The 23,902-nt window shown below is 71.3% G+C and carries 20 protein-coding genes; 7 read left to right on the top strand and 13 right to left on the bottom strand.

What is annotated here, in order from left to right; genetic code table 11:
- Positions 1-110: 110 nt before the first annotated feature.
- The 7 genes from ACWY4P_RS10140 to rpsD form a co-directional block, all read right to left on the bottom strand.
- Positions 111-959, bottom strand: a complete 849-nt coding sequence (locus ACWY4P_RS10140) for a shikimate dehydrogenase (RefSeq protein ID WP_456210012.1) — start codon at positions 957-959, stop codon at positions 111-113.
- A gap of 6 nt (positions 960-965) precedes the next feature.
- The gene (mltG, locus tag ACWY4P_RS10145) at positions 966-2,765 is read right to left on the bottom strand and encodes an endolytic transglycosylase MltG (protein WP_456210013.1); all 1,800 of its coding nucleotides are present in this window, start codon (positions 2,763-2,765) and stop codon (positions 966-968) included.
- A 98-nt stretch (positions 2,766-2,863) separates the two neighbouring features.
- A complete protein-coding gene (gene ruvX / locus ACWY4P_RS10150) occupies positions 2,864-3,328 on the bottom strand; it encodes a Holliday junction resolvase RuvX (protein WP_456210014.1) in 465 nt (154 codons plus the stop codon).
- Positions 3,329-3,333: 5 nt separating this feature from the next.
- Positions 3,334-6,018, bottom strand: a complete 2,685-nt coding sequence (alaS, locus tag ACWY4P_RS10155; protein ID WP_456210015.1) for an alanine--tRNA ligase — start codon at positions 6,016-6,018, stop codon at positions 3,334-3,336.
- Positions 6,018-6,347 (bottom strand): DUF6167 family protein, encoded by a 330-nt coding sequence (locus tag ACWY4P_RS10160; RefSeq protein WP_456210016.1) that lies wholly within the window; start codon positions 6,345-6,347, stop codon positions 6,018-6,020. Before ACWY4P_RS10160 ends, alaS begins: the two co-directional genes overlap by 1 nt.
- Before the next feature lie 9 nt (positions 6,348-6,356).
- Positions 6,357-6,788 carry a DUF948 domain-containing protein gene (locus tag ACWY4P_RS10165; protein ID WP_456212872.1) on the bottom strand — a complete coding sequence of 144 codons (432 nt, stop codon included), beginning with the start codon at positions 6,786-6,788 and terminating at the stop codon, positions 6,357-6,359.
- A 267-nt stretch (positions 6,789-7,055) separates the two neighbouring features.
- A complete protein-coding gene (gene rpsD, locus ACWY4P_RS10170) occupies positions 7,056-7,670 on the bottom strand; it encodes a 30S ribosomal protein S4 (RefSeq protein ID WP_456210017.1) in 615 nt (204 codons plus the stop codon).
- Positions 7,671-7,725: 55 nt separating this feature from the next.
- On the opposite strand from rpsD, the gene ACWY4P_RS10175 reads away from it, so the two are divergent.
- A complete protein-coding gene (locus ACWY4P_RS10175; RefSeq protein ID WP_456210018.1) occupies positions 7,726-8,589 on the top strand; it encodes a DUF2470 domain-containing protein in 864 nt (287 codons plus the stop codon).
- Here ACWY4P_RS10175 and ACWY4P_RS10180 read toward each other — a convergent pair.
- The 3 genes from ACWY4P_RS10180 to ACWY4P_RS10190 form a co-directional block, all read right to left on the bottom strand.
- Positions 8,586-10,088 carry a replication-associated recombination protein A gene (locus ACWY4P_RS10180; RefSeq protein WP_456210019.1) on the bottom strand — a complete coding sequence of 501 codons (1,503 nt, stop codon included), beginning with the start codon at positions 10,086-10,088 and terminating at the stop codon, positions 8,586-8,588. The two genes, ACWY4P_RS10175 and ACWY4P_RS10180, sit on opposite strands and share 4 nt — an antisense overlap.
- A 23-nt stretch (positions 10,089-10,111) precedes the next feature.
- Positions 10,112-11,731, bottom strand: coding sequence for an IS200/IS605 family accessory protein TnpB-related protein (locus ACWY4P_RS10185; protein ID WP_456210020.1), 1,620 nt, complete (start codon positions 11,729-11,731; stop codon positions 10,112-10,114).
- A 267-nt stretch (positions 11,732-11,998) separates the two neighbouring features.
- Positions 11,999-12,658, bottom strand: coding sequence for a vitamin K epoxide reductase family protein (locus tag ACWY4P_RS10190; protein WP_456210021.1), 660 nt, complete (start codon positions 12,656-12,658; stop codon positions 11,999-12,001).
- A 253-nt stretch (positions 12,659-12,911) separates the two neighbouring features.
- Between ACWY4P_RS10190 and ACWY4P_RS10195 the strand changes: the two genes are divergently transcribed.
- The 4 genes from ACWY4P_RS10195 to ACWY4P_RS10210 are packed head-to-tail and all read left to right on the top strand — an operon-like array spanning position 12,912 to position 16,454.
- Entirely contained in the window at positions 12,912-13,766 is an 855-nt protein-coding gene (locus ACWY4P_RS10195) for an ABC transporter ATP-binding protein (RefSeq protein ID WP_456210022.1), read from the top strand.
- Entirely contained in the window at positions 13,763-14,611 is an 849-nt protein-coding gene (locus tag ACWY4P_RS10200; RefSeq protein WP_456210023.1) for an ABC transporter permease, read from the top strand. The genes ACWY4P_RS10195 and ACWY4P_RS10200 overlap by 4 nt, the downstream gene beginning before the upstream one ends.
- A complete protein-coding gene (locus ACWY4P_RS10205) occupies positions 14,569-15,837 on the top strand; it encodes a sensor histidine kinase (protein ID WP_456210024.1) in 1,269 nt (422 codons plus the stop codon). The genes ACWY4P_RS10200 and ACWY4P_RS10205 overlap by 43 nt, the downstream gene beginning before the upstream one ends.
- On the top strand, positions 15,834-16,454 hold the full coding sequence (locus ACWY4P_RS10210) for a response regulator (protein ID WP_456210025.1): 621 nt from the start codon (positions 15,834-15,836) through the stop codon (positions 16,452-16,454). The genes ACWY4P_RS10205 and ACWY4P_RS10210 overlap by 4 nt, the downstream gene beginning before the upstream one ends.
- A gap of 37 nt (positions 16,455-16,491) precedes the next feature.
- Here the strand turns inward: ACWY4P_RS10210 and hisS are convergent, their stop codons facing one another.
- Together hisS and ACWY4P_RS10220 are read right to left on the bottom strand one after the other, a co-directional pair.
- The gene (gene hisS / locus ACWY4P_RS10215; protein WP_456210026.1) at positions 16,492-17,754 is read right to left on the bottom strand and encodes a histidine--tRNA ligase; all 1,263 of its coding nucleotides are present in this window, start codon (positions 17,752-17,754) and stop codon (positions 16,492-16,494) included.
- A gap of 13 nt (positions 17,755-17,767) precedes the next feature.
- On the bottom strand, positions 17,768-18,484 hold the full coding sequence (locus ACWY4P_RS10220; RefSeq protein WP_456210027.1) for an MBL fold metallo-hydrolase: 717 nt from the start codon (positions 18,482-18,484) through the stop codon (positions 17,768-17,770).
- Between the two features lie 146 nt (positions 18,485-18,630).
- Here ACWY4P_RS10220 and ACWY4P_RS10225 point away from each other — a divergent pair, with 146 nt between their 5' ends.
- On the top strand, positions 18,631-19,512 hold the full coding sequence (locus tag ACWY4P_RS10225; protein WP_456210028.1) for a peptidylprolyl isomerase: 882 nt from the start codon (positions 18,631-18,633) through the stop codon (positions 19,510-19,512).
- A gap of 208 nt (positions 19,513-19,720) precedes the next feature.
- Positions 19,721-20,950 carry a DUF349 domain-containing protein gene (locus ACWY4P_RS10230; protein WP_456210029.1) on the top strand — a complete coding sequence of 410 codons (1,230 nt, stop codon included), beginning with the start codon at positions 19,721-19,723 and terminating at the stop codon, positions 20,948-20,950.
- A gap of 360 nt (positions 20,951-21,310) precedes the next feature.
- Here the strand turns inward: ACWY4P_RS10230 and ACWY4P_RS10235 are convergent, their stop codons facing one another.
- Entirely contained in the window at positions 21,311-23,815 is a 2,505-nt protein-coding gene (locus ACWY4P_RS10235) for a RelA/SpoT family protein (RefSeq protein ID WP_456210030.1), read from the bottom strand.
- Between the last annotated feature and the right edge of the window lie 87 nt (positions 23,816-23,902).

The raw sequence follows: 23,902 nt of genomic DNA on the forward strand, positions 1-23,902 counted from the left end.
CCTGGGCAGCGCGCGGCCCGGGCCCGCCACCTCCGATCCTCCCACGTCCGATGACGCCCCCGAGCGCCGGTCCAGCTGGCGGACCCCTCCTCTTTCAGCGCTCAGGAGAATCAGAGGGCGCGACTGGCGAGGGCCGCCTCGCCCGCTTTGCGCATGGTGGCCAGGGGGGCCGGGGTCCGGCCGGTCATCTGCTCGACCTGGAGCACCGCCTGGTGCACCAGCAGGTCCAGGCCGCTGACGACCGCGCCGCCGCGCTCCGCCCAGGCGGCCGCGAGCCGGGTCGGCCATGGGTCGTACAGCACATCGAAGAGGGCACCGGGGCGGTCGGGGACGGACGCGGCCAGCTCGTCCGTGGTGCCGGCGGGGGTGGTGGCGATCACCAGGGGTGCGCGGAACGCCTCGGCCGCGTCGTCCCAGTCCGCCGTACGGACCGCCACCCCCAGCCGCTCGCCCCACTGCCGCATCTCCGCGGCCCGCGCCGCGCTGCGGACATAGGCGGTGACCTCGCCCTCGCATACGCGAGACAGCGCGGCCAGGGCCGAAGAGGCCGTGGCACCGGCACCCAGCACGGCGGCGCCCGCCACCCGCTCGACACCGCGCTCGCGCAGCGCCGCCACCATGCCGGGGATGTCGGTGTTGTCGCCGGTCCGGCGGCCGTCGTGGGTGAAGACAACCGTGTTGACCGCCTCTACCGACGCCGCCGTGGCGCTGATCTCGTCGAGCAGCGGAATGACCGCGCGCTTGAGCGGCATGGTCAGGGACAGCCCCGCCCACGGCCGGTCACCGGCCGTCGCGTCCAGCCGCTCGAAGAAGGCGGGCAGCGCGGCCTCGTCCACCTCGTGGCGGTCGTAGGCCCACCCGGCCAGGCCCAGCTTCTCGTAGGCGGCGCGGTGCAGCACCGGGGACAGGGAGTGGGCGATCGGCGAGCCGAGCACCGCGGCCCTGCGGTTTTCCGACATCTTTCCTCAGCTGTTCTTGCGCTGCCGGTTGAACTGGTCGACGAGCTTTTGGTGCTCGGCGTACGTCTTGGTGAACTTGGTCGTCTTGCCGTCGAGCGAGATGAAGTAGTACCAGCCGTCGTCGGTGGGGTTCATGGCCGCCTTCAGCGCGTCCTCCCCCGGGTTTCCGATCGGTCCTGGCGTCAACCCCCGGTAGAAGTACGTGTTGTAGGGGTTGTCGTAATTCTTGATCTCTTGCAGCGAGATGTCGATCTTGCTCTGGTTCTTGATGTAGTTGTACGTCGAGTCGAATTCCAGCTTGCCGTTGGTCTGGGTGTTTCCGGGCTCAAGGCGGTTGTAGACCACCTCGGCCATCTTGCGGAAGTCGTCGTGGGTGACGCCCTCCGCCTGGACCAGGCTGGCGACGGTGACGAGTTGGAGCGGCGACTTCAGGCCCAGCTCCTTGGACTTGCCTTCGAGGTCGTACTTGGCGTAGCTCTTCTTCGCCTGGGCGACCATCTTCCGCAGGACGTCCTCGGGTTTGGTGTCCTTGCCGGCGCTGTAGCGGGAGGGGTAGAGGAACCCTTCGAGCGGATCTTTGATCTTGGGGTTGCCGTCGGCCCAGTCCGGCAGCCCGAGGTTCTTGGCTTCCTTAAGGGCGACGTTCTTGGTCGTGCCCGCCTTGAGGCCGATCTTCTTGTCGATCGCGGCGTAGATCTGCGCGTTGCGCATGCCCTCCGCGACGATCAGGCCGTTGCAGCTGGCCGGGTCGACCATGAGCTTCACTGCCTCCGCCGCGGACATCTGCTTGCGCAGCGTGTACGAGCACGGCTGGATGCCGCCGCCCTTCGGGTTCGCGTTGGCGGCCTCGATGAAGGCGTCCGTGCTCTTCACGACGCCCTTGTCCTTGAGGATGTTCCCCATGGCGGTCACGCTCGCCTCTTCGGGGATCTCCACCGCGACCTCACCGCTGCCCGCGCCCGAGTAGTCCGGCGCCGGGCCGAAGCGGCTCTGCCAGAACTGGTAGGCGAAGTAGCCGCCTCCGCCGACGACGCCGACCAGCACCACGGTCACGAACAGGCAGGCGACTCCGCTGCGGCGCTTGGGGGGCTTGTTCCGGCGCTCCCGCCCGCCACGTCCCTCGTCCTCGTCTGCGTCGTCGTAATCATCGTCGTTGCGCTCGTCGCGGCGGTCGCGGTCGCCGCGGAGGATGCCGTCTCCGCCATCGCCGTCCCGGAAGAAGGGGTGGTCGTCGTCGGGTTCGTCGTGCTTGGCCTGCTCGGCCTGCTCGGCGACGGGCTCCTGGGGGGACTGCCCGCCGCCGTAAGGGCCGGCGGGCGCGGCGTGGGAGCCGTCCCAGTCGCCATTGCCGTACGGCTGCTGAGGCTGCTGGGGGTGTTGAGGCTGCTGCGGGTAGCTGCCGGTGTCGTGTCCGTCCCAGTGGGGCTGCTGCTGCGGCTGCTGCGGCTGCTGCGGGTAGCCCTGGGGGTACTGCTGGTGGGCGTACGGGTCCTGGGCGTAGTCCTGACCGTAGCCCTCCTGCCCGTAACCCTCCTGCCCGTAGCCGTCGTTCCCGTAGCCCTGCTGGGAGTACTGCTCCTGCTGCTGGTGACCGCCCTGGCCGTAGGGGTCCTGGCTGTGGCCGTCGTGGCCGTAAGAGCCGTGCTGGGCGTACGGATCCTGCGCGTACGGGTCCTGTGCGTAGGCCTCCTGCGCGTACGGATCGTGACCGGTCGCCGTCTGGTGACCACCCCATCCCTGATCCCCGTACAGCGGGTCCTGAGGATCCCACGGTTGGGAGCCGGTACCCCGGCCGTAGTCAGTCATCGAACCCCTAGCGACGCACGGCGGCAGCCAAGGTGTCACCCACTGTCACGCGCCAGGCGACGGCTGCCTTGGCCGCGCGGAACGTTACCGTATCGCGATCAGATGACCACTTCGACGGCCTCGCCCGGCGCCCGGCCGGAGACACGCTCGGTCTCCAGTGCGCTTTGGAGTATGACGACGGCCGCCGCCTGGTCAACAACCGAACGGCCTTTTTTGGACGTCACCCCGGAGGCCCGCAGGCCCTGGGAGGCTGTGACGGTCGTCATACGCTCGTCGACCAGCCGCACGGGGACCGGCGCGACGCGCCGCGCCAGCTCCCGTGCGAAGGTGCGCACCTTGGCCGCGGCCGGCCCCTCCCGCCCGCTGAGCGAGCGGGGAAGGCCGACCACCACCTCGATCGGCTCGTACTCCTCGACGATGGCCGCCAGCCGCTTGTGGGCAGCCGGGATGTCCCGCCCCGGCACGGTCTCCACCGGGGTGGCGAGGATCCCGTCGGGGTCGCACGAGGCGACCCCGACCCGGGCGTCCCCGACGTCGATCGCGATGCGCCTGCCGCGTCGCACGGCGGTCAGGCGGCTTCCGCGACAAGCCGCTCGACGGCGGCCGCGGCCTCGTCGACGGCGGCCGGGTTCTGGCCGCCGCCCTGGGCGACGTCCGGCTTGCCGCCGCCTCCGCCGCCGAGGGTCTTGGCGGCGACGCGGACCAGGTCACCGGCCTTGATGCCGCGCTCGCGGGCGGCCTCGTTGGTGGCGATGACGGTCACCGGCCGGCCGTTCGCGACGGAGAACAGGGCGACGACGGCCGGGCGGTCGCCGGCCCCCGACAATTGACCCAGCCGCCCGCGCACGTCCAGCACGAGCTTGCGCAGGTCGTCGGCGGCCGTGCCGTCCGGCACCTGACCGGTGACCAGGGCCACGCCCCGTACGTCCTTGGCGCCCGCGGCAAGTCCGGCGGCGGCCTGGAGCACCTTCTCGGCGCGGAACCGCTCGATCTCCTTCTCGGCCTCCTTGAGCTTGGCCAGCATCCCGGAGATCTTCTCCGGCAGCTCCTCGGGCCGGCCCTTGACCAGGTCGGTGAGGCGGGAGACGACGGTGTGCTCACGGGCGAGGAAGTTGTACGCGTCCACGCCGACCAGGGCCTCGACCCGGCGCACGCCGGAGCCGATCGAGGACTCGCCGAGCAGCTTCACCAGCCCCAGCTGGGCGGTGTTGTGCACATGCGTGCCACCGCACAGCTCCTTGGAGAAGTCGCCGATGGTCACCACGCGCACCCGGTCGCCGTACTTCTCGCCGAACTCGGCGATGGCGCCCTGCTTCTTGGCCTCCTCCATGCTCATCACCTCGGCGGTGACGTCGAGTTCGCGGGAGAGGACCTCGTTGATCTTCTGCTCGACGTCGGTGAGGACCGCGCCGGGCACGGCGGCCGGCGAGCCGAAGTCGAAGCGGAAGCGGCCGGGCGAGTTCTCCGAACCGGCCTGGGCGGCGGTCGGGCCCAGGGCGTCGCGCAGCGCCTGGTGGGTGAGGTGGGTGGCGCTGTGGGCGCGGGCGATGGCGCGCCGGCGCTTCACGTCGATCTGGGCGTACACCCCGGCGCCGACGGTCACCTCGCCGACCTGGACGACGCCCTTGTGCACGCTCACCCCGGGCACCGGCTGCTGGACGTCCCGCACCTCGACGACGGCGCCGGAGTCCAGCCGGATCCGGCCGGAGTCGGCGAGCTGGCCGCCGCCCTCGGCGTAGAAGGGGGTGCGGTCGAGGACGACCTCGACCTCGTCACCCTCGGTCGCGGCGGGCGAGGGCAGGCCGTCGACCAGCAGGCCGACGACGGTGGACTCGCTCTCGGTGTCGGTGTAACCGGTGAAGACGGTCGAGCCGGCGGTGTCGGCGACCTCGCGGTAGGCCGACAGGTCGGCATGGCCGGTCTTCTTGGCCCTGGCGTCGGCCTTGGCCCGCTCCCGCTGCTCCTTCATCAGGCGGCGGAAGCCCTCCTCGTCCACCGAGAGGCCCTGCTCGGCGGCCATCTCGAGGGTGAGGTCGATCGGGAAGCCCCAGGTGTCGTGGAGCAGGAACGCCTTGTCGCCGGAGAGCACCGTGCCGCCGGCCGTCTTGGTGTCGGTGACGGCGGTGTCGAGGATGTTGGTGCCGGCCTTCAGCGTCTTCAGGAAGGCGGCCTCCTCGGCGAGGGCGACGGTCTCAATGCGTTTGCGGTCGGTCAGCAGCTCCGGGTACTGCTGGCCCATCGTCTTCAGGACGACGTCGACAAGCTCGCCCACGACCGGCTCGGTGGCGCCGAGGATGCGCATGTTGCGGATGGCGCGGCGCATGATGCGGCGCAGCACATAGCCGCGGCCCTCGTTGCCGGGGGTGACGCCGTCGCCGATGAGCATCACGGAGGTGCGCATGTGGTCGGCGACCACGCGCAGCGAGACGTCGGAGTCGTGGCCCGCGCCGTAGGCGACGCCGGTCAGCTCCGTGGCCTTGTCGATCACGGCGCGCAGGTTGTCGGTCTCGTACATGTTGTGCACGCCCTGCAGGATCATCGCGAGGCGTTCGAGACCGAGACCGGTGTCGATGTTCTTGCTCGGCAGGTCGCCGAGGATCGGGAAGTCTTCCTTGCCCTCGCCCGCGCCCCGCTCGTACTGCATGAAGACCAGGTTCCAGATCTCCACGTACCGCTCGTCGTTGACGGCCGGGCCGCCCTCGACGCCGAACTCGGGGCCGCGGTCGTAGTTGATCTCGGAGCAGGGGCCGCAGGGGCCGGGGACGCCCATGGACCAGAAGTTCGGGCCCATGCCCAGGCGCTGGATGCGCTCGGCGGGGACGCCGACGACGTCACGCCAGATGCGCTCGGCCTCGTCGTCCTCCTTGTAGACAGTGATCCACAGCCGCTCGGGATCCAGGCCGTAGCCACCCTCCCCGACGGAGGTGGTCAGCAGCTCCCAGGCGAGCTTTATGGCGCCTTCTTTGAAGTAGTCACCGAAGGAGAAGTTGCCGCACATCTGGAAGAACGTGCCGTGGCGGGTGGTCTTGCCGACCTCTTCGATGTCCGGCGTGCGCACACACTTCTGCACGCTGACGGCACGGTCGAAGGGCGGCTTCACCTCGCCGAGGAAGTACGGCTTGAAGGGGACCATTCCCGCGTTGACCAGCAGCAGCGTCGGATCGTCCGCGATGAGCGACGCCGAAGGCACGACGGTGTGCCCGCGCTCTTCGAAGAAGCGCAGCCAGCGGCGGCGGATTTCAGCCGACTCCATCAGTGGTCCTCATTTCCGGCTTTTGGGTGGTTGTACAAGTAATTCTGCGTGAGCTGGGCGCGTCCGCGCTGGGCGGGCAGCTGCTTGCGGTCGTGCGCGGGCGCCGCGCTCAGGCCCAGGGCGTCCTTGAGCGCCGCCTCCCGGTCGGCCATGCCGTCGCGTACGTCGAGCGCGAACACCCTGATCCGCCGCCCGGCGAGCACCGCCCGGTCGGCGGCCTGCGCCGCCAGGCTCTCCGGTGTCAGCTGGTTGAGCTTGCGGTTGACCTTGGTGGTGGCCCACACACCGGCTGCGACCCCGGTGGTGAACCAGAACGTACGGCGGAACATTCCGGTCTCTCAGCCCTTCGATGCACGGTTGCGGCGGCCGCCCCGGCGGGCGGACGGCAGGGTCTTGCCGACGACGACGGCGTGCGTGGTCTCGCCCTCCGGCTGCGGCTGCCCCTTGCGGCCGATCGCGCGCCGCACCCCGTAGCCGAAGGCGGCGACCTTCACCAGCGGCCCGCCGAAGGCCGAGGAGACGGTCGAGGAGAGCGCGGAGGCGTTCGAGGTGACCTCCTGCACGTCCGCCGCGATCGAGTCCACGCGGGCGAGCTGGGTGTTGGCGGAGCGCACGGTCGCGGACGCCTCGCTGAGCAGCGGCACGGCCTGCTCGGTGACCTCGGCCACCAGCTTGGTGGCTGCCTTGAGCGTCTGCGCGAGCCTCACCAGCGCGAGGGCGAGGAAGGACACGAGGATCGCCCAGAAGACGGCCACGAGGATCCCGGCCACCTCTCCACCGGACACGTTGCACGCTCCCTGCTGCTGCTCGTCTGCTGCTCGTCGTGTGGTAGGTCGTCCGTCGGCCGCCGTCACGGGCGGGTGAGTCGTCATCCGAGACGGGCGGCAGGTATCGACCTTATCGCGCCGGACAGCCCTGCCCGAACCGCATTACGGTCGGCCGGAAACGCCTCGCGGGTCCCCGTCGACCATGTCGAAGGGAACCCGCGGGGTGCGTGTACGCGCCGGCGCTCGTACGGCCGGCGCCGTCCGGCTGGATCAGCGTGCGTAGTACTCGACGACCAGCTGCTCGTCGCAGATCACCGGGATCTCCTTGCGGTTCGGGTCCCGGTCCAGGCGGAAGGCCAGGGCCTGCAAGTTGACCTGCAGGTAGCGCGGGGTCTCGCCGTCCAGGGCGTAGCCGCCCTCGCGCGCCACCTGGAAGGGGTGCTTGCTGCGGCTGCGCTCGCGGACCATCACCACGTCGTCCGGGCGGACCCGGAAGGACGGCTTGTCGACCTTGCGGCCGTTGACCTCGATGTGGCCGTGGACCACCATCTGGCGGGCCTGGTAGATGGTGCGGGCCAGGCCGGACCGCAGGACGAGCGCGTCCAGACGGCGCTCAAGCTCGATGATCAGGGCCTCGCCCGTCTTGGCTTCGACCTTCCGAGCGCGGTCGTAGGCACGGGCCATCTGGCGCTCGCTGATGTCGTACTGAGCGCGCAGCCGCTGCTTCTCGAGCAACCGGACCTTGTAGTCGCTGTTCTGCTTGCGGCCACGGCCGTGCTCGCCCGGCGGGTAGGGGCGGGCCTCGAAGTACTTGACGGCCTTCGGGGTCAGCGCGATGCCGAGCGCTCGCGACTTCTTGACCTTGGGACGCGACTGGTTGGGCACGGGGAACGAACCTCCGATAAAGTTAGGTGAGCCTTACCTTAGCCGAGGAGGACGCATGTTTCGACCTGGGATCCCCCTGCCCAGTGCCGCTCAGAGCACCGAGGAGGGTCAGCCGCGTCCCGGGGAAGAAGCTCCGCGGCCATCGGCGGCGGAGCGGGTACGTACTCTCGTCGAGTCCAAGGCTACGGCGTCGCTCACCATTCCCGGAATCGAGGAAACGGGCCACCTCGGATCCGACGCCCCCGCCGCCCGCGCCGTCTCCCCCGACGGCGATGTGCTCCTGCTGGTCCCCGGCGGCTCGGCCGCCGCCCGCGCCGCGGCCTACGCCCAGGACGACGAGGTGACCTGCGTGATGGAGATCACGGACGTCGCCCCGGTCGCGGTCGCCCACCGGATCCGCGGGCGCGCCTGGGTCGGGGGGTGGCTCACGCCCGTACACGGCCGGGAGCGCGCGGCGAGCGCCGCCCTGCTGGCCCCCGACGGCGGGCCGGTCGGCGAGTTGCTCGGCATCGGCGAGGCGCTGGCCGGGGGCGGCGGGTGGGCGCTGCTGCGGCTGGAGGTCGGCGAGGCGTGCGTGGACGACCTGTGGGGCGCAGAGGCGGTCGAGCCGGAGGACTTCGCGACGGCCGACCCCGACCCGCTCGCCCCGCACGAGGCCGAGCTCCTTCAGCATCTGCACGCGGCGCACGACGACCAGATGCGCGGACTGTGCGCCCTGCTCGGCGACCACCCGGACCGCGCCTGCGGCACGCGCGGACGCGCGATCCCCGTGGCCCTGGACCGCTTCGGCCTCCGCGTCCGCTTCCCCGACGCCCCCGGCAACCCCTTCGACGCGCGCTTCGACTTCCCGGAGCCGGTGCGGAACATCTCCGAACTCCGCCGCGCGATGCACGCGCTTTTCGAGGCGGCGACGGACTAGTTACCGCGGGGGCCCGCCCCGTCCGGGTCGGCCGGGGCAGCCTGGCCGGCCGGGGCGGCACCCTCGGCGGGCCCGGGCTGCGCGGAGGGCGATGGCGCGGCCGGCGCGGCGGGCTCCGCGGGTGCGGGCTGAGGGGGGCGCGGGGGTGGGGGATCGCCGCGGAGGCGGGCGCGTACTCGCTCCACCACATCCGCGTAGCGCGCCTCCGCCCCGTACCGCGTCGGCTCGTAATACCGCTTGCCGTGGATCTTGTCCGGCGCGTACTGCTGCGCCGCAATGCCCCCGGGCAGGTCGTGCGGGTAGAGATACCCCTGCGCGTGCCCGAGCTTTGCGGCGCCCTTGTAGTGGCCGTCGCGCAGATGCGGCGGGACCGGACCGGCCAGCCCCGCGCGGACGTCGGCGAGGGCGTCGCCTATCGCGCGCGTGACCGCGTTGGACTTCGGGGCCAGCGCCAGCGCCACCGTGGCGTGGCCGAGGGTCAGCGCCGCCTCGGGGAAGCCGATCAGGGCGACCGCCTGGGCGGCGGCCACCGCCGTCTGGAGGGCGGTCGGGTCGGCGAGCCCGATGTCCTCGCTCGCGGAGATCATCAGCCGCCGGGCGATGAACCGCGGGTCCTCGCCCGCCTCGATCATCCGGGCCAGATAGTGCAGCGCCGCGTCGACATCCGAGCCGCGGATCGACTTGATCAGCGCGCTGGCCACGTCGTAGTGCTGGTCGCCCGCGCGGTCGTACTTCACCGCGGCGCGGTCGACCGCCTCCTCCAGCGTCGTCAGGGTGATCGCGGGCTCGCCCTTGGCCAGCGCGGAGCCCGCGCCCGCCTCCAGGGCGGTCAGCGCGCGCCGCGCGTCGCCGCCCGCGATCCGCAGCAGATGGCCCTCGGCGTCCTCGGGGAGCGTGACCGCGCCGCCGAGGCCGCGCTCGTCGGTCAGGGCGCGGCGCAGCAGCCCGCGCAGATCGTCGTCGGTCAGCGGCTCCAGGGTGAGCAGCAGCGAGCGGGACAGCAGGGGGGAGATGATCGAGAAGTACGGGTTCTCCGTCGTAGCCGCGATGAGCGTGACCCAGCGGTTCTCGACGGCGGGCAGCAGCGAGTCCTGCTGGGCCTTGCTGAAGCGGTGGATCTCGTCGAGGAAGAGCACAGTCTCCCGCCCGTACGCCCCGGAGGAGCGGCGCGCGCCGTCGATGACGGCCCGCACCTCCTTCACGCCCGCCGTGATCGCCGACAGCTCGACAAAGCGCTTCTGGGTGGCCTGGCTGACGACGTACGCCAGCGTCGTCTTGCCGATGCCGGGCGGGCCCCACAGGATGACCGAGGACGGGCCGGCCGGACCGCCGCTGCCCTCGCCGACGAGCCGCCGCAGCGGGGAGCCGGGCCGCAGCAGATGCTGCTGGCCCACGACCTCGTCGAGCGTGCGCGGGCGCATGCGCACGGCCAGGGGACTGCTGGCCGGGTCCTTCTCCTGGCGTTCCTCTGCGGCGGCGGTGAACAGGTCTGGCTCCACGCGGGAAGCCTATGTCACCGTTCCTAGGGACTGAGCGGGAGTGAGTCCTGTGTCCAGGATCGCTGTTGCTCAGCCGCGTGCTCCGAACGGTGTTGCGCACGCTCGTCGCCCGCGTTCGCTCCGCTGCCGGGCGGCACGGATCTTGTCCGTGGTCCGGGGATGCGGGGGCGGGGTCCCTCACGCCGCCGGGTCTCCAGTCGAGCCTGGGCGGTCCGATGCCCCGCACGATCACTCCGGTCGTGCGGGGGCGGTGCCGTCCGTCGCCGGATCGGATGCCCGAGGGCGCGTCGCCCGATCGCGATGCTCGCCGCATCGTGCCGGGAAACCTTGCGATTGCTGCTGGTCAGGGGCTGCTGCCAGTGCTGGGCGCCCCATCGGGAGGTATAAGCCGGGTCGACCGCGACGATCGCGACGCCCTGCTCGGCGGCCATTGCCACCAGCCGCGCCTTCAGCCGGGCGGTGGGGAACCGGGAGATGAGGCGGCGGAAGCGCTTGTTGCGGCCCTGCTTCTCCCGACACCGGCCGTCGGTGAAGTGCAGGTCCTCGATGGCGATCGCCACCGCGCCGGTGGCGCGGGTGCGGTGCAGAAGCCTCGTAAGGGCGTGCCTGAGCTGGGCATCCCGGTGCTGGGCGCTGCCCGACAGGTCGTAGAAGAAGCGCCGGGGTCCGCCGACCGGGTTGCCGTGCACATCCAGCCGCCAGGCAGCCAGGTGATCGTCGTTCATGTCGACGGCGACCACGCCCCGGGCGAGCGCCGCCTGAAGCGGCAGTACAGGGGCGGCCGCACGCTGCCAGGAGGCGGTCACATACCAGCGGCCGCGCGCCGGGTCGTGGTGGATGCGATAGGCCACCGCCCGGTTGTTCGTGATCCGGTCGCACCACTCCTCGCCCCGGTGCTGGAACGAGACAGTCGCCTCCAGCAGGTACCGGCCGTGTGGGGCGTTGGCCAGGTGGGCGAGGCCGGCGGGGAGTTTGAGGGAGAGCTGTCCGTTGTCGGTGATGCGGATGGTCTCGTTGCCGAAGCGTTTGCCGGACTCCCCGTCCGCGGCCAGGCACATCCGCGCCGCCCGCCACCGCTCCCGCCAACCCTGCTCGTCCAGCCCGGCCTCACCCAGGTGATGGCGCAGGTGCGCGAGCTGCTTGCCGCCGCGCACCACGTGCACGCGGCCCGCCGCCCAGTCCGCCTCCACTCCCGCCAGCCGGTGCCGCAGGGCGTGCAGGCGGCGGGACTTGGCATGCCACTCGGACCGCGAACCGTACCCGCGCGCCAGCCCCGCCCGCTTGTCCGCCTTCGCGCCCAGCTGACGCCCCAACCGAGCCTCGATCCGCGCGATCTGCTCGCGCAGCCACGCCATCTCGGCCATCTGCCCTCGCCGGGCCAGCGCCCACTGATCATGCGTGGCTTTGGTGATGCTGCCCGCCCACCTGGCCGACGAGACCCCGGTCAGCTTCCGCTTCCGCGCCGCCCACGTCTCACTGCCGTGTTCCAGGCCCTGCCGGGAACGCACCGCGAGATCACCCGCAGCCAGTCCACCGAGGAATACCCCCACCTCGGCCAGCACCGCCGCATCCGCCTCCGACACCCGCAACCGGGCCCGAACCGCCACCCCCGCCGGGCCGGGCACCACGAACGGCGCTGTCACCTCCCGCAGTCCACCCACCCTGTCACCCCCGCCCGGTGGCGCGCCATCTCGTCACCCCACCCAACGAACTCCAACCGCAAAAGGCACGCGTTCGATGGACGAACCCCCCTTCCCATCGACCGGAAACTCGTTCGCATGCCTCGGCCGCAGAACCAGCACTCACTCACGCTCGCGAAAACGCAGTGATGTGCGGTCATGTGGCAGCAGTTTCGAACCCCACTGACAGCACCGCCGGGCAGCGTGAACCGTGCCGGAGTCAGAACCGCGTCACGCCTGGCCGCCGGTCCAGAAGTTCCACCACCGCGTCAGGATCAGGATGCCGATGACGCCGACCCACAACACCGGCACCACCCAGTGGAACTCCAGCAGCCCGCGGCGGAGCCCGTCCGGGGCGGGCAGGAACCCGTGCTTGATGTTCTTGCCGGTGACGTAGCAGAACATCACGATGGTGGCGACCCAGGCCAGGCAGCACCACAGGCACAGCGAGCCGATGACGTACAGCGACTGGTACTGGAGCCAGGTGCAGAAGCCGACGCCGAAGAGCGTGCCCGCGTTGAAGGTCAGCCAGTACCAGCGCGGGAAGCGGGCCCCGGCCAGCAGGGACATCCCCACGCAGATCACGATCCCGTAGGCGACCAGGCCGAGCATCGGGTTCGGGAAGCCGAAGGCCTGGGCCTGCTCGCTCTCCATGATGTTGCCGCAGGAGACGATCGGGTTGAGGCTGCAGCCGGGCGTGAAGTGCGTGCCGTTGGCCTTGGCCTCGAGAATCTTGTTCTTGTCGATCGTGATGACCCACGCGGCGAGCAGCCCGAGCGCACCGGTGATCACGAGCAGCAGGGCGAAGGCGCGACCGCCCCCGACCGCGACCCGCGCGCCGACCTGCCGCGCCTCGTCGGAGTGCACCTCATCCACCGCTGTCGTCGCCATATCGCCGTTCCGTCGTCCCACCGAGTCCATGTGTCGCCCCCGTCGGGGCACCGGACATTCTGCCGCATCGGGGACGTCCGGACCGCCCCTTCGCCAGGGTGCCCCACGGTCTCGGCCATCCTCCTCCGTCCCCCGTTCGGTGGACATAAGGGTGGCCGTCCGGTCGTCCCGCGGGGCCGCTGTCCGCCGCCAGGATGGCGGCATGACCGATGAGGCAGTGCGGGTGCGCGGCCTGCACAAGTGATACGGCGCGGTGGCCGCTCTGGACGGCGTTGACCTGGACATCCGGCGGGGAGAGGTGTTCGGGATCCTGGGCCCCAACGGGGCCGGCAAGAGCACGGCGGTGGAGATCCTCCAGGGGGACCGGGCACGCGACGCCGGGGAGGTCTCGGTCCTGGGCCAGGACCCCGCCTCGGCGGGGCGGGCGTGGCGTTCCCGGATCGGCATTGTTTGGCAGGATGAATCCGCGCCCGCCGAATTGACGGTGGCCGAGACCGTACGGCACTTCGCCCGCTACTACCCGCGCCCACGCGACCCCGGCGAGGTCATCGGCCTGGTCGGCCTCGGCGAGAAGGCGAGCAGCAGGATCAAGGCGCTGTCGGGCGGGCAGCGGCGCCGGCTGGACGTGGCCCTGGGGGTGATCGGCGGCCCCGAGCTGCTGCTCCTGGACGAGCCGACCACCGGCTTCGACCCCGCGGCCCGCAAGCTGTTCTGGGAGCTGATCCGGCGGCTGACCGACGAGGGCACCACGATCGTGCTGACGACCCACTACCTGGAGGAGGCCGAGGCGCTCGCGCACCGGCTCGCGGTGATCGCCGCGGGCCGGGTCATCGCCCGCGGCACGCCCGCCGCGCTGCGCGAGCGGTACGGAAGCCGAGCGACGGTCCACTGGCGGGGCCCCGACGGGGCGGCACGCGCCGAGGAGACGGCTACCCCTACGCGTACGGTCGCCGAGCTCATGCGCTGCTTCGACGGCGAGATCCCGGGCCTTCGGGTCAGCCGCCCCACCCTGGAGGACGTCTATCTGCGGCTCACCGGGCGGCTCGGCGAAGAACCCAGGAAAGAACCCAGGGCAGAAGAGCCCACGGCACAGGAGGACACGCGATGACGGCCACCACCACACCCGTCCCCGGCGCCGTGGACGCTTCCCCGCGGCTGCCCGGCGCCTGGAGCGTCGGCCTGCGCCGCGGCGCCCTCGAACTGCGGCAGTTCTTCCGCCGGCGCGACCAGGTGGTCTTCACCTTCGCCTTCCCCATCGTCTTCCTCTCCCTCTTCGCCTCGATCTTCGGCGACGATGTGGCGGGCGCCGGGGTCACCGCCTCCCAGCTGTACGCGTCGGCGATGATCGCCGCAGGCGTGATGTCGACGAGCTTCCAGTCGCTGGGCGTGTCCATCGCCGTCGAGCGCGACGAGAAGGTGCTGCGGCGGCTGCGCGGCACACCCATGCACCCGGCCGCGTACTTCCTGGGCAAGCTGTGGCTGGTCCTGGTCACCGGAGTCGCCGAGACCGCCGCGCTGCTGTTCGTCGGCGCGGCCTTCTTCGACCTCCGGCTCCCCACCGGCGCGGACAGGTGGCTGACGTTCGGCTGGGTCTTCGTGCTCGGGCTGACCGGCTGTGCGCTGCTCGGCATCGCCGTCAGCTCCGTGCCGCGCTCCGGCCGCGGCGCCACCTCGGTCATCGTCCTGCCGTTCCTGGTGCTCCAGTTCATCTCGGGCGTCTTCATCTCGGTCGACACGCTGCCCGGGTGGATGCTCGACGTGGCGGCGCTGTTCCCGCTCAAGTGGATGTGCCAGGGCTTCCGCGGGGTGTTCCTGCCCGAGTCCGCGGCCGTGCTGGAGCAGGCGGGCGCCTGGGAGTACGGACGCATCGCCCTGGTGCTCGGCGCGTGGTGCGTCGGAGGATTGCTGCTGTGCCTGATGACCTTCCGGTGGAAGAGGCGCCGCGACGGCTGACCGAGCGCGCCGCCCTCCGCGCCCCCGACGTGCCCAACCACACCTTTCGGCGCTGGGACGCCTACTACGGCGTGGTGTTCACCGCGACGCTCGTCTTCGTCCTCTTCGCCTCGGATCCGGGGCCTGCCCTGCGGGCGCTCGCGGTGGTGCTGTTCACGGCGACCGTCCCCTGGTACGTGTTCGTCGGCCGTCCCGTCCTGCGTGCCGAGGGCGCCGACCAGCGCCGCTCGGTGCGCTATATCGCGGGGGCGGTGCTGCTCTTCCTCATCCCGTCGGCGCTGGTCGGCGAGACCCGGATCGCCGCTTTCTCCCTCGTCCCGCAGTGCTTCATCCTGCTGCGGATGCGCTGGGCGCTGACCGCCATCGCGGTCGTCAACATCGCGCCGGTCGCGGTCTGGGGGCTGTGGGCGCCCCGGGAGCCGCCCGAGCTGTTCTTCGAATCCCTGTCCGCGGTGGTCACGCTGACCTTCTCGGTGGTCATGGGCAGCTGGATCATCAGGATCATCGATCAGAGCCGGGAGCGGGCCGCGCTGATCGCCGAGCTGGAGGCGAGCCGCGAGGAGGTCGCCCGGCTCTCCGCCGCGCACGGCGCCCTCGCCGAGCGGGAGCGGCTGTCCCGGGAGATCCACGACACCCTCGCCCAGGGGTTCACCAGCCTGCTGATGCTCGTTCAGGCCGTGGAGTCGGAGGTCGAGCACGATGTGCCGCTGGCCCGCCGCCACTTGGACCTGATGGCCCGTACGGCGCGCGAGAATCTCGCCGAGGCACGCGCCCTGGTGGCCGGAGCGGGCCCGGCCGACCTGGACGGCGGCTCGCTGCCCGACGCGGTGCGGCGGTTGGCCGCCCGGCACCGGGAGCAGACGGGCGCGCCGGCCGTCGTGGAGGTGTCGGGGGCCGTCCGGCCGCTCCCGGCCGGGGTGGAGGTCGTGGCGCTGCGCTCCTGCCAGGAGGCGCTGACCAACGCCCGGCGCCACGCCGGGCCGGGCGCGGCGGTGACGATCGGGCTCGGTTACGGCGAGGGCGCACTGCGGGTCCTGGTGCGGGACACGGGCCGCGGATTCGACCCGCTGGCCCGGCACGACGGCTACGGTCTGGCGGGGCTGCGCACCCGGGCCGGTGAGGTCGGCGGGGCGGTGCGGGTGGGCAGCGGGCCCGGCGAGGGCACCACCGTCACGGTCGAGCTGCCGGTCCAGGCGGCCACGGAAGGAGCGAGGAGCGCACGGTGATCGGGATTCTGATCGCGGACGACCACCCGGTGGTGCGGGAGGGGCTGCGCGGCATGCTGGGCGCCGAACCGGACCTGGAGGTCGTCGGCGAGGCGGCCAGCGGGCGGCAGGCCGAGGCGCTCAGCGCTTCGCTGCTGCCCGACGTCGTGCTGATGGACCTGCGGATGCCGGACGGCGGCGGGGTCGAGTCGATCGCCCGGATGACCGCGGCCGGGCTGCCGTGCCGGGTGATCGTGCTGACCACGTACGAGACGGACGGCGACATCCTGCGCGCGGTCGAGGCCGGCGCGGCGGGCTATCTGCTGAAGGACCTGGCGCGCGCCGAGCTGGCCGAGGCGATACGGTCCGCCGCGCGCGGCGAGACGGTCCTGGCGCCCTCGGTCGCCGCCCGCCTCGTCGACCAGCTGCGGACCCGCCCCGAACGGCCCCGGCTGTCGGAGCGCGAGACGGCGGTGTTGCGGCTGGTCGCCGAAGGGTGCACCAATGCGGAGATCGGCCGCCGTCTGTTCATCGGCGAGTCGACGGTGAAGACCCACCTGCTGCGGGCCTTCGGCAAGCTCGGCGTCGACGACCGTACGGCGGCGGTGACCCGGGCCATGCGGCTGGGATTGCTGTAGCGAGCCCAACCGCATGGCCCGGGTCACGAGAGGCGCGTCAGCCGAGGCGGGCGCGGACCGCCTCGACCAGGCCGTCCAGCGCAACCGGCGTCTGCTCGCCGGACTCGAGGTCCTTGAGCTGGACGACGCCCTCCGCGAGGTCCCGCTCCCCCGCGATGACCGCGAGCCGCGCCCCGCTGCGGTTCGCCGCCTTCATCGCCGCCTTCACGCCCTTGCCGCCGTACGCGAAGTCCGTGGCGACCCCTGCCCGGCGCAGCCCGGTGACCGCGCCGAACAACACCCTGCGCGCCTCCTCGCCAAGCGGCACCGCGAACACGCTGGTGGCGGGCGGCAGGTCGAGCTCGACGCCCTCGGCCTCCAGCGCCAGCACCGTACGGTCCACGCCCAGTGCCCAGCCCACCGAGGGCAGCGCCGGCCCGCCGATCATCTCCGACAGGCCGTCGTAGCGGCCGCCGCCGCCGACCGCGGACTGCGAGCCGAGCCCGTCGTGGACGAACTCGAAGGTCGTGCGGGTGTAGTAGTCCAGGCCGCGCACCAGCTTGGGGTCGTCCTCGAAGGCCACGCCCTCGGCGGTCAGCAGCTCGCGCACCTGCTCGTGGTACTGCTTGCACGCCTCGCACAGGTGGTCGCCCAGCATCGGCGCGCCGACCAGCTGCTTCTGCACCGCTTCGCGCTTGTCGTCCAGGACCCGCAACGGGTTGATGTCGATCCGGCGCCGGGTGTCCTCGTCCAGCTCGAGCCCGCGCAGAAAGTCCTGGAGGGCGGCCCGGTAGGCGGGGCGGCAGGTGGCATCGCCCAGCGAGTTCAGCAGGATCCGGAAGTTCCGCAGTCCCAGCGAGCGGTACGCGTCGTGGGCCAGGATGATCAGCTCGGCGTCGAGCGCCGGGTCCTCGGCGCCGATCGCCTCGGCGCCGACCTGCGAGAAGTGGCGGTAGCGGCCCTTCTGGGGGCGCTCGTAGCGGTAGTAGGAGCCGGAGTACCACAGCTTGACCGGCAGGTTTCCGGCCTTGTGGAGGTTGGCCTCCAGCGCGGCACGCAGCACGGAGGCGGTGCCCTCGGGGCGCAGCGCGAGCTGGTCGCCGCCCTTGGTGGTGAGGGTGTACATCTCCTTGGTGACGATGTCGGTGGACTCACCGACACCGCGCGCGAAGAGCTCGACGTTCTCGAAGCCGGGCGTCTCCACATAGCCGTAGCCGGAGCGCTTGAGCGGGGCGGCGATGGCGTCGCGCACCGCGAGGTAGGCCGCGGAGTCCGGCGGGATCAGGTCATACGTGCCCCGGGGGGCCTTGAAGGTGCTCACGGAAGGTCTCTCGTCACATTCCTCGTCGCGGAGCCGGTGCCGGGGCGCCGTCTCCGAGGCCGGCGGCCACCTGCCGCAGAAACGGGTTGGTGGCGCGCTCGCGGCCGATGCTGGTCTGGGGGCCGTGGCCGGACAGCACCACGGTCGAGTCGTCGAGCGGCAGGACCACGCGGGCCAGGGACTCGAGGATCTCGGCGTGGTCGCCGCCGGGCAGATCGGTGCGTCCGATGGAGCCGGCGAAGAGCAGGTCGCCCGCGAAGAAGACGGACGGGATGTCCGCCCGCTCGGGCATCCTGAAGGTCACCGACCCCTTGGTATGGCCCGGGGCGTGCGCGACGGAGAGCTCGAGACCGGCCAGGTCCAGCCGCGCGCCGTCGGTCAGCTCCTTGAGGTCGTCCGGCTCGCCCACGGTCAGCTCGCCCATGAGCGGCATCCCGATGGAACGCCCGAAGGCCTTCTCGGGGTCGCTCATCATGTAGCGGTCGGCCGGGTGGATCCAGGCCGGCACGTCGTGGGCGCCACAGACGGGCACCACCGAGGCGACGTGGTCGATATGGCCGTGGGTGAGGACGACGGCGACGGGCTTGAGCCGATGCTTGGCGAGTGCCTCCTCGACGCCCTGGGCCGCCTGATGGCCCGGGTCGATGATCACACACTCCTCACCGGCGGCAGGGGCGACCAGGTAACAGTTGGTCCCCCAGGCCCCGGCGGGGAACCCGGCAATGAGCACGATCGTCCTTAAGAGTCGTCCGGCAGAAGTGGAAGTCGGCCGTTCAGAGCCTACCGGCGGCGCTCCCGCCACAGCGAACCCGTATACGGTACGGCCGAGTCATCACATACGTCAGCGACGCCATACGGCATGAGGGAGACGACCCGGTGGTCAGTAACGAGCAGCGTCGGCGGCAGCTCGCACGGGAGAAGTACCTTCGGCAGCAGAATCGGCGGGAGGCTGCCCGGCATAAGCAGCGCCGACGCTATGTGGTGATCGCGTCCACGCTGGCCGTGGTCCTGGCGGCGGGCGGGGTGGTGACCGCCGTCAGCGCGCTGTCCGGCGGCGACGACAAGAAGAACGACAAGGCCGACAAGGCCGCCAACCCCACGATGCCCACGCCCACGCCCACCCCCACGACCAAGGCGCCGGACCCGTGCGCCAAGGGGGCCAAGGAGGCCGGGGACAAGAAGCCGAAGACCATGTCGTCGAAGAAGGAGCCGGCCCTCACGGTCGACCAGTCGGCTTCGTACGCCATGAAGCTGGAGACCACCTGTGGTGACATGACCGTCACCATGGACGCGGCCAAGGCCCCGCACACCGTGAACTCCTTCAATTTCCTGGCCGGGAAGGGCTACTTCGACCACACCAAGTGCCACCGGCTGACAAACCAGGGGATCTTCGTGCTCCAGTGCGGTGACCCGATGGGCACCGGCATGGGCGACCCGGGCTACACCATCCCGGACGAGAACCTGAAGGATTCCAGGATCAAGGGGAACAAGTACCCGGCCGGCACGGTCGCGATGGCCAACCAGTACGACCCCACGACCAAGAAGGGCAAGAACAGCGGCGGCAGCCAGTTCTTCCTGGTCTACAAGGACAGCGAGCTCCCGCCGTACTACACGCCCTTCGGGACGCTCGACAAGGCCAGCATGCAGGTCCTCAAGAAGATCGCCGACGGGGGCGCGCAGGCGCCGGACCCGCAGACCGGAAACACCGCCCCGAACGCCACCGTGGTGATCAACAAGGCGACGGTCGGCAGGTCCTGACCGCCTCCGGCGTGCGTACTGCGAAATTTCGGTCGCGCAGGATACGGACAGCCGGGCCACCGTTCGCCTATGTTGGCGTTGTGCAGGGTATCTGCCGCAGCCGGCGCACCCTGCTGCGAGACCGGTCAGGGTGGATCCCGGCCGGAAGAAACTGTGGACGATGCCGGCGGGCCGCGCGCCCGCCCCGGCATCATGTGGAGGAGGCGCTGTGAGCAGCGAGCCTTGGGGCCGCGTCGACGAGGCGGGGACCGTGTACGTGCGTACGGCCGACGGCGAGCAGGTCGTCGGATCGTGGCAGGCGGGATCTCCTGAAGAGGCCCTCGCCTACTTCGAGCGCAAGTACGACGGCCTGGTCGTCGAGATCGAGCTCCTCGAGCGCCGGGTGCAGACCACGGACCTGTCGGCCAAGGACGCCACGGCGGCCATCGAGCACATCCGCCATCAGGTCGACGAGCACCATGTGGTCGGCGACCTGGACGCGCTCAGGAAGCGGCTCGACAAGCTCACGAGCGATGTCGAGGCGCGCCGGGAGGAGCGCCGCGCGGCCAAGGCGGTCCAGGCCGACGAGGCCCGCCGGGCCAAGGAGGCGCTGGTCACGGAGGCCGAGGAGCTGGCCGCCAGCGAGCAGTGGCGGGCCGCCGGGGAGCGGCTGCGCGCGCTGGTCGACACCTGGAAGGGCCTGCCGCGCCTGGACCGCCGCGCCGACGACGAGCTGTGGCACCGCTTCTCGCATGCCCGCTCGGCGTTCTCCAAGCGGCGCAAGGCGCACTTCGCGGCGCTGGACGCGCAGCGCGAGACGGCCCGGCAGACCAAGGAGAAGCTGGTCGCCGAGGCCGAGTCGCTGTCCGACTCCACGGACTGGGGTCCGACCGCCGCCCGGTACCGGGAGCTGATGACGGAGTGGAAGGCGGCGGGCCGCGCCCAGCGCGAGGCCGAGGACGACCTGTGGAACCGCTTCCGCGGTGCGCAGGACGTCTTCTTCCAGGCGCGCAGCCAGGTGTTCGCCGAGCGGGACGCCGAGCAGCAGGAGAATCTGACCCGCAAGGAAGAGCTGGTCGTCGAGGCGGAGAAGCTGCTTCCGATCTCTGATCTGAAGTCATCGCGCGCGGCCTTCCGCTCGGTCAACGAGCGGTGGGAGGCCATCGGCCATGTGCCGCGGGACGCCCGGGCGCGGATCGAGGGCCGGCTGCACGCGGTGGAGCGCGCCATCCAGGAGGCCGAGGAGGCCGAGTGGCGGCGCACCAACCCCGAGGCGCGGGCGCGCGCTCAGGGGCTCACCGGCCAGCTCCAGGACGCCGTGGACAAGCTGCGCACGCAGATCGACGCCGCGCGCGCGGCCGGCAACAACGCCAAGGCCGACAAGCTGGCCAAGGAGCTGGAGGGTCGGCAGGCGCTGCTGGACCAGGCGCTCAAGGGCCTGGAGGAGTTCGGCGGCTGAGCCCCTTTTTGCGGCTAAGCCGCCGCCGCTCTCGCGCAGGTGGTTGCTGGCTATCGGGGTTCCTCAATCGATGGCTGATGTGCCACACACGGCCGCGGGCCGGGCTCCGGCAGGCGGACGTCCGGCTCGGCCACGCGACCGTAGGTAGGGGAACGGCTCCGGTGCACTGCGCACCGGGGCCGTTCGCCGTTTCTCGGCGAGGTCCAGCGCGTGTTTGAGCACTTCGCACGCCTGGATGTGGTTGCCGGACTCCTGAAGCAGATCGCCCAGTCTGCGGCAGACGAGGACCGCCTCGGGACCGGCCGCCCAGGAGATCCCGGTCCGTCATCCAGCCCCCTCCCGCCCCCGTCCCGCCGGGGCTCAGCGCTGGCGCGCCGAGGTCACCCGGTAGACGTCGTAGACGCCCTCGACGCCCCGTACGGCCTTCAGGACATGGCCCAGGTGTTTCGGGTCGCCCATCTCGAAGGTGAAGCGCGAGGTGGCCACCCGGTCGCGGGAGGTCTGCACGGCGGCGGACAGGATGTTGACGTGCTGGTCGGACAGTACGCGCGTGACATCGGACAGCAGCCGGGACCGGTCCAGGGCCTCGACCTGGATGGCGACCAGGAAGACGGAGGACTGGGTGGGCGCCCACTCGACGTCGAGCATCCGCTCCGGCTGCTGGGAGAGCGAGTCGACGTTGACGCAGTCGGCGCGGTGGACGGAGACGCCGCTGCCGCGGGTGACGAAGCCGATGATGGGGTCGCCGGGGACGGGCGTACAGCAGCGGGCCAGCTTGACCCACACGTCATCGACGCCCTTGACCACGACGCCCGGGTCGGCGCTGGTCCGGCGCTTGCCGCGGCCGCGGATCGGCGGCGCGGTCTCGGCGATGTCCTCGTTGGCCGCCTCCTCGCCGCCGAGGGCCTGCACCAGCTTGCCCACGACGTTCTGCGCGGAGACATGGCCCTCGCCGATCGCCGCGTAGAGCGAGGAGATGTCGGGGTAGCGCATCTCGTGGGCCAGGGTGACCAGCGAGTCGCCCGTCAGGATCCGCTGGATCGGCAGGTTCTGCTTGCGCATGGCCCGCACGATGGCGTCCTTGCCCTGCTCGATGGCCTCGTCGCGGCGCTCCTTGGAGAACCAGGCGCGGATCTTGTTGCGGGCGCGCGGGGACTTGACGAAGCCCAGCCAGTCCCGGGACGGGCCGGCCCCGGGCGCCTTGGAGGTGAAGACCTCCACCAGGTCGCCGTTGTCCAGCGTCGACTCGAGCGGCACGAGCCGCCCGTTGACCCGGGCCCCTATGGTGCGGTGGCCGACCTCGGTGTGCACGGCGTACGCGAAGTCCACCGGGGTGGCCCCGGCCGGCAGCGCTATGACATCGCCCTTGGGCGTGAAGACGAAGACCTCGTTACGGGACAGGTCGAAGCGCAGCGACTCCAGGAACTCGCCCGGGTCCTCGGTCTCCTTCTGCCAGTCCAGCAGCTGCCGCAGCCACGCCATGTCGTTGATGGCGTCGTCCTTGCCGGCCCGCTTGGGCACGTCGGTGCGCACCTTGGAGGCGCCCGCGACGGCCTCCTGCTTGTACTTCCAGTGCGCGGCGATGCCGTACTCGGCGCGGCGGTGCATGTCGAAGGTGCGGATCTGCAGCTCGACCGGCTTGCCGCTGGGCCCGATGACCGTCGTGTGCAGCGACTGGTACATGTTGAACTTGGGCATCGCGATGTAGTCCTTGAACCGCCCGGGCACCGGGTTCCACCGCGCGTGGATGGTCCCGAGCGCCGCGTAGCAGTCGCGGACGGTGTCGACGAGCACCCGGATGCCCACCAGGTCGTAGATCTCGGCGAAGTCGCGGCCGCGCACGATCATCTTCTGGTAGACCGAGTAGTAGTGCTTCGGGCGGCCGGTCACGGTCGCCTTGATGCGGGCCGCGCGCAGGTCGCCCTGGACCTGGTCGGTGACGACGGCGAGGTATTCGTCCCGCTTGGGGGCCCGCTCGGCGACCAGCCGCACGATCTCGTCGTACATCTTGGGGTAGAGGATCGCGAAGGCGAGGTCCTCCAGCTCCCACTTGATCGTGTTCATGCCCAGGCGGTGGGCGAGCGGGGCGTAGATCTCCAGCGTCTCGCGGGCCTTCTTCTCCTGCTTCTCCCGCTTGAGGTAGCGCATGGTGCGCATGTTGTGCAGCCGGTCGGCGAGCTTGATGACCAGGACGCGCGGGTCCTTGGCCATGGCGACGACCATCTTGCGCACGGTCTCGGCCTGCGCCGCCTCGCCGAACTTGACCTTGTCCAGCTTGGTGACGCCGTCCACGAGCAGGGCCACCTGGTCGCCGAAGTCACGGCGCAGGGTGTCCAGGCCGTATTCGGTGTCCTCGACGGTGTCATGCAGCAGACCGGCCATCAAGGTGGCCGGATCCATACCCAGCTCGGCCAGGATCGTGGTCACCGCGAGCGGATGGGTGATGTACGGATCGCCGCTCTTGCGCTTCTGACCGCGGTGCCATCGCTCGGCGACCTGGTACGCCCGCTCGATCTGGCGCAGGGTCGAGGCGTCGGCCTTGGGGTCGTTGCCGCGCACGATGCGCAGCAGCGGCTCCAGGACCGGGTTGTACGGGCTGGAGCGCTGCACGCCGAGGCGGGCGAGGCGGGCGCGGACCCGGTTGGAGGAGCCTCCCCTGGGGGTGGGGCTCTGCAGCGGGCGGGGGGCCGGCGCGGGGGGCCGTGAGCTGCTCGTACGCTCCGCCGGGGGGCGCGGCGCGGAAGGCTCCGGCCGAGGGGGCGCCTCGCCGCTGTTCTTGGGCACCTCAGGGGCCGCCGTGGACTTGGCAACGGCGGTCGGCTCTGCCGGTTGCGCGGCGGAGAGCGGCTGGGCCTCGTCTGGCAAGAGCACTCCTCAGGCGGTCCGGGCCTCAAAGAGGCCAGGATGCCATGGTATCGATCCCGCCACTCCACTTGCCTCCCGGCCGCCCCG

Source organism: Streptomyces sp. LZ34 (assembly GCF_053890475.1).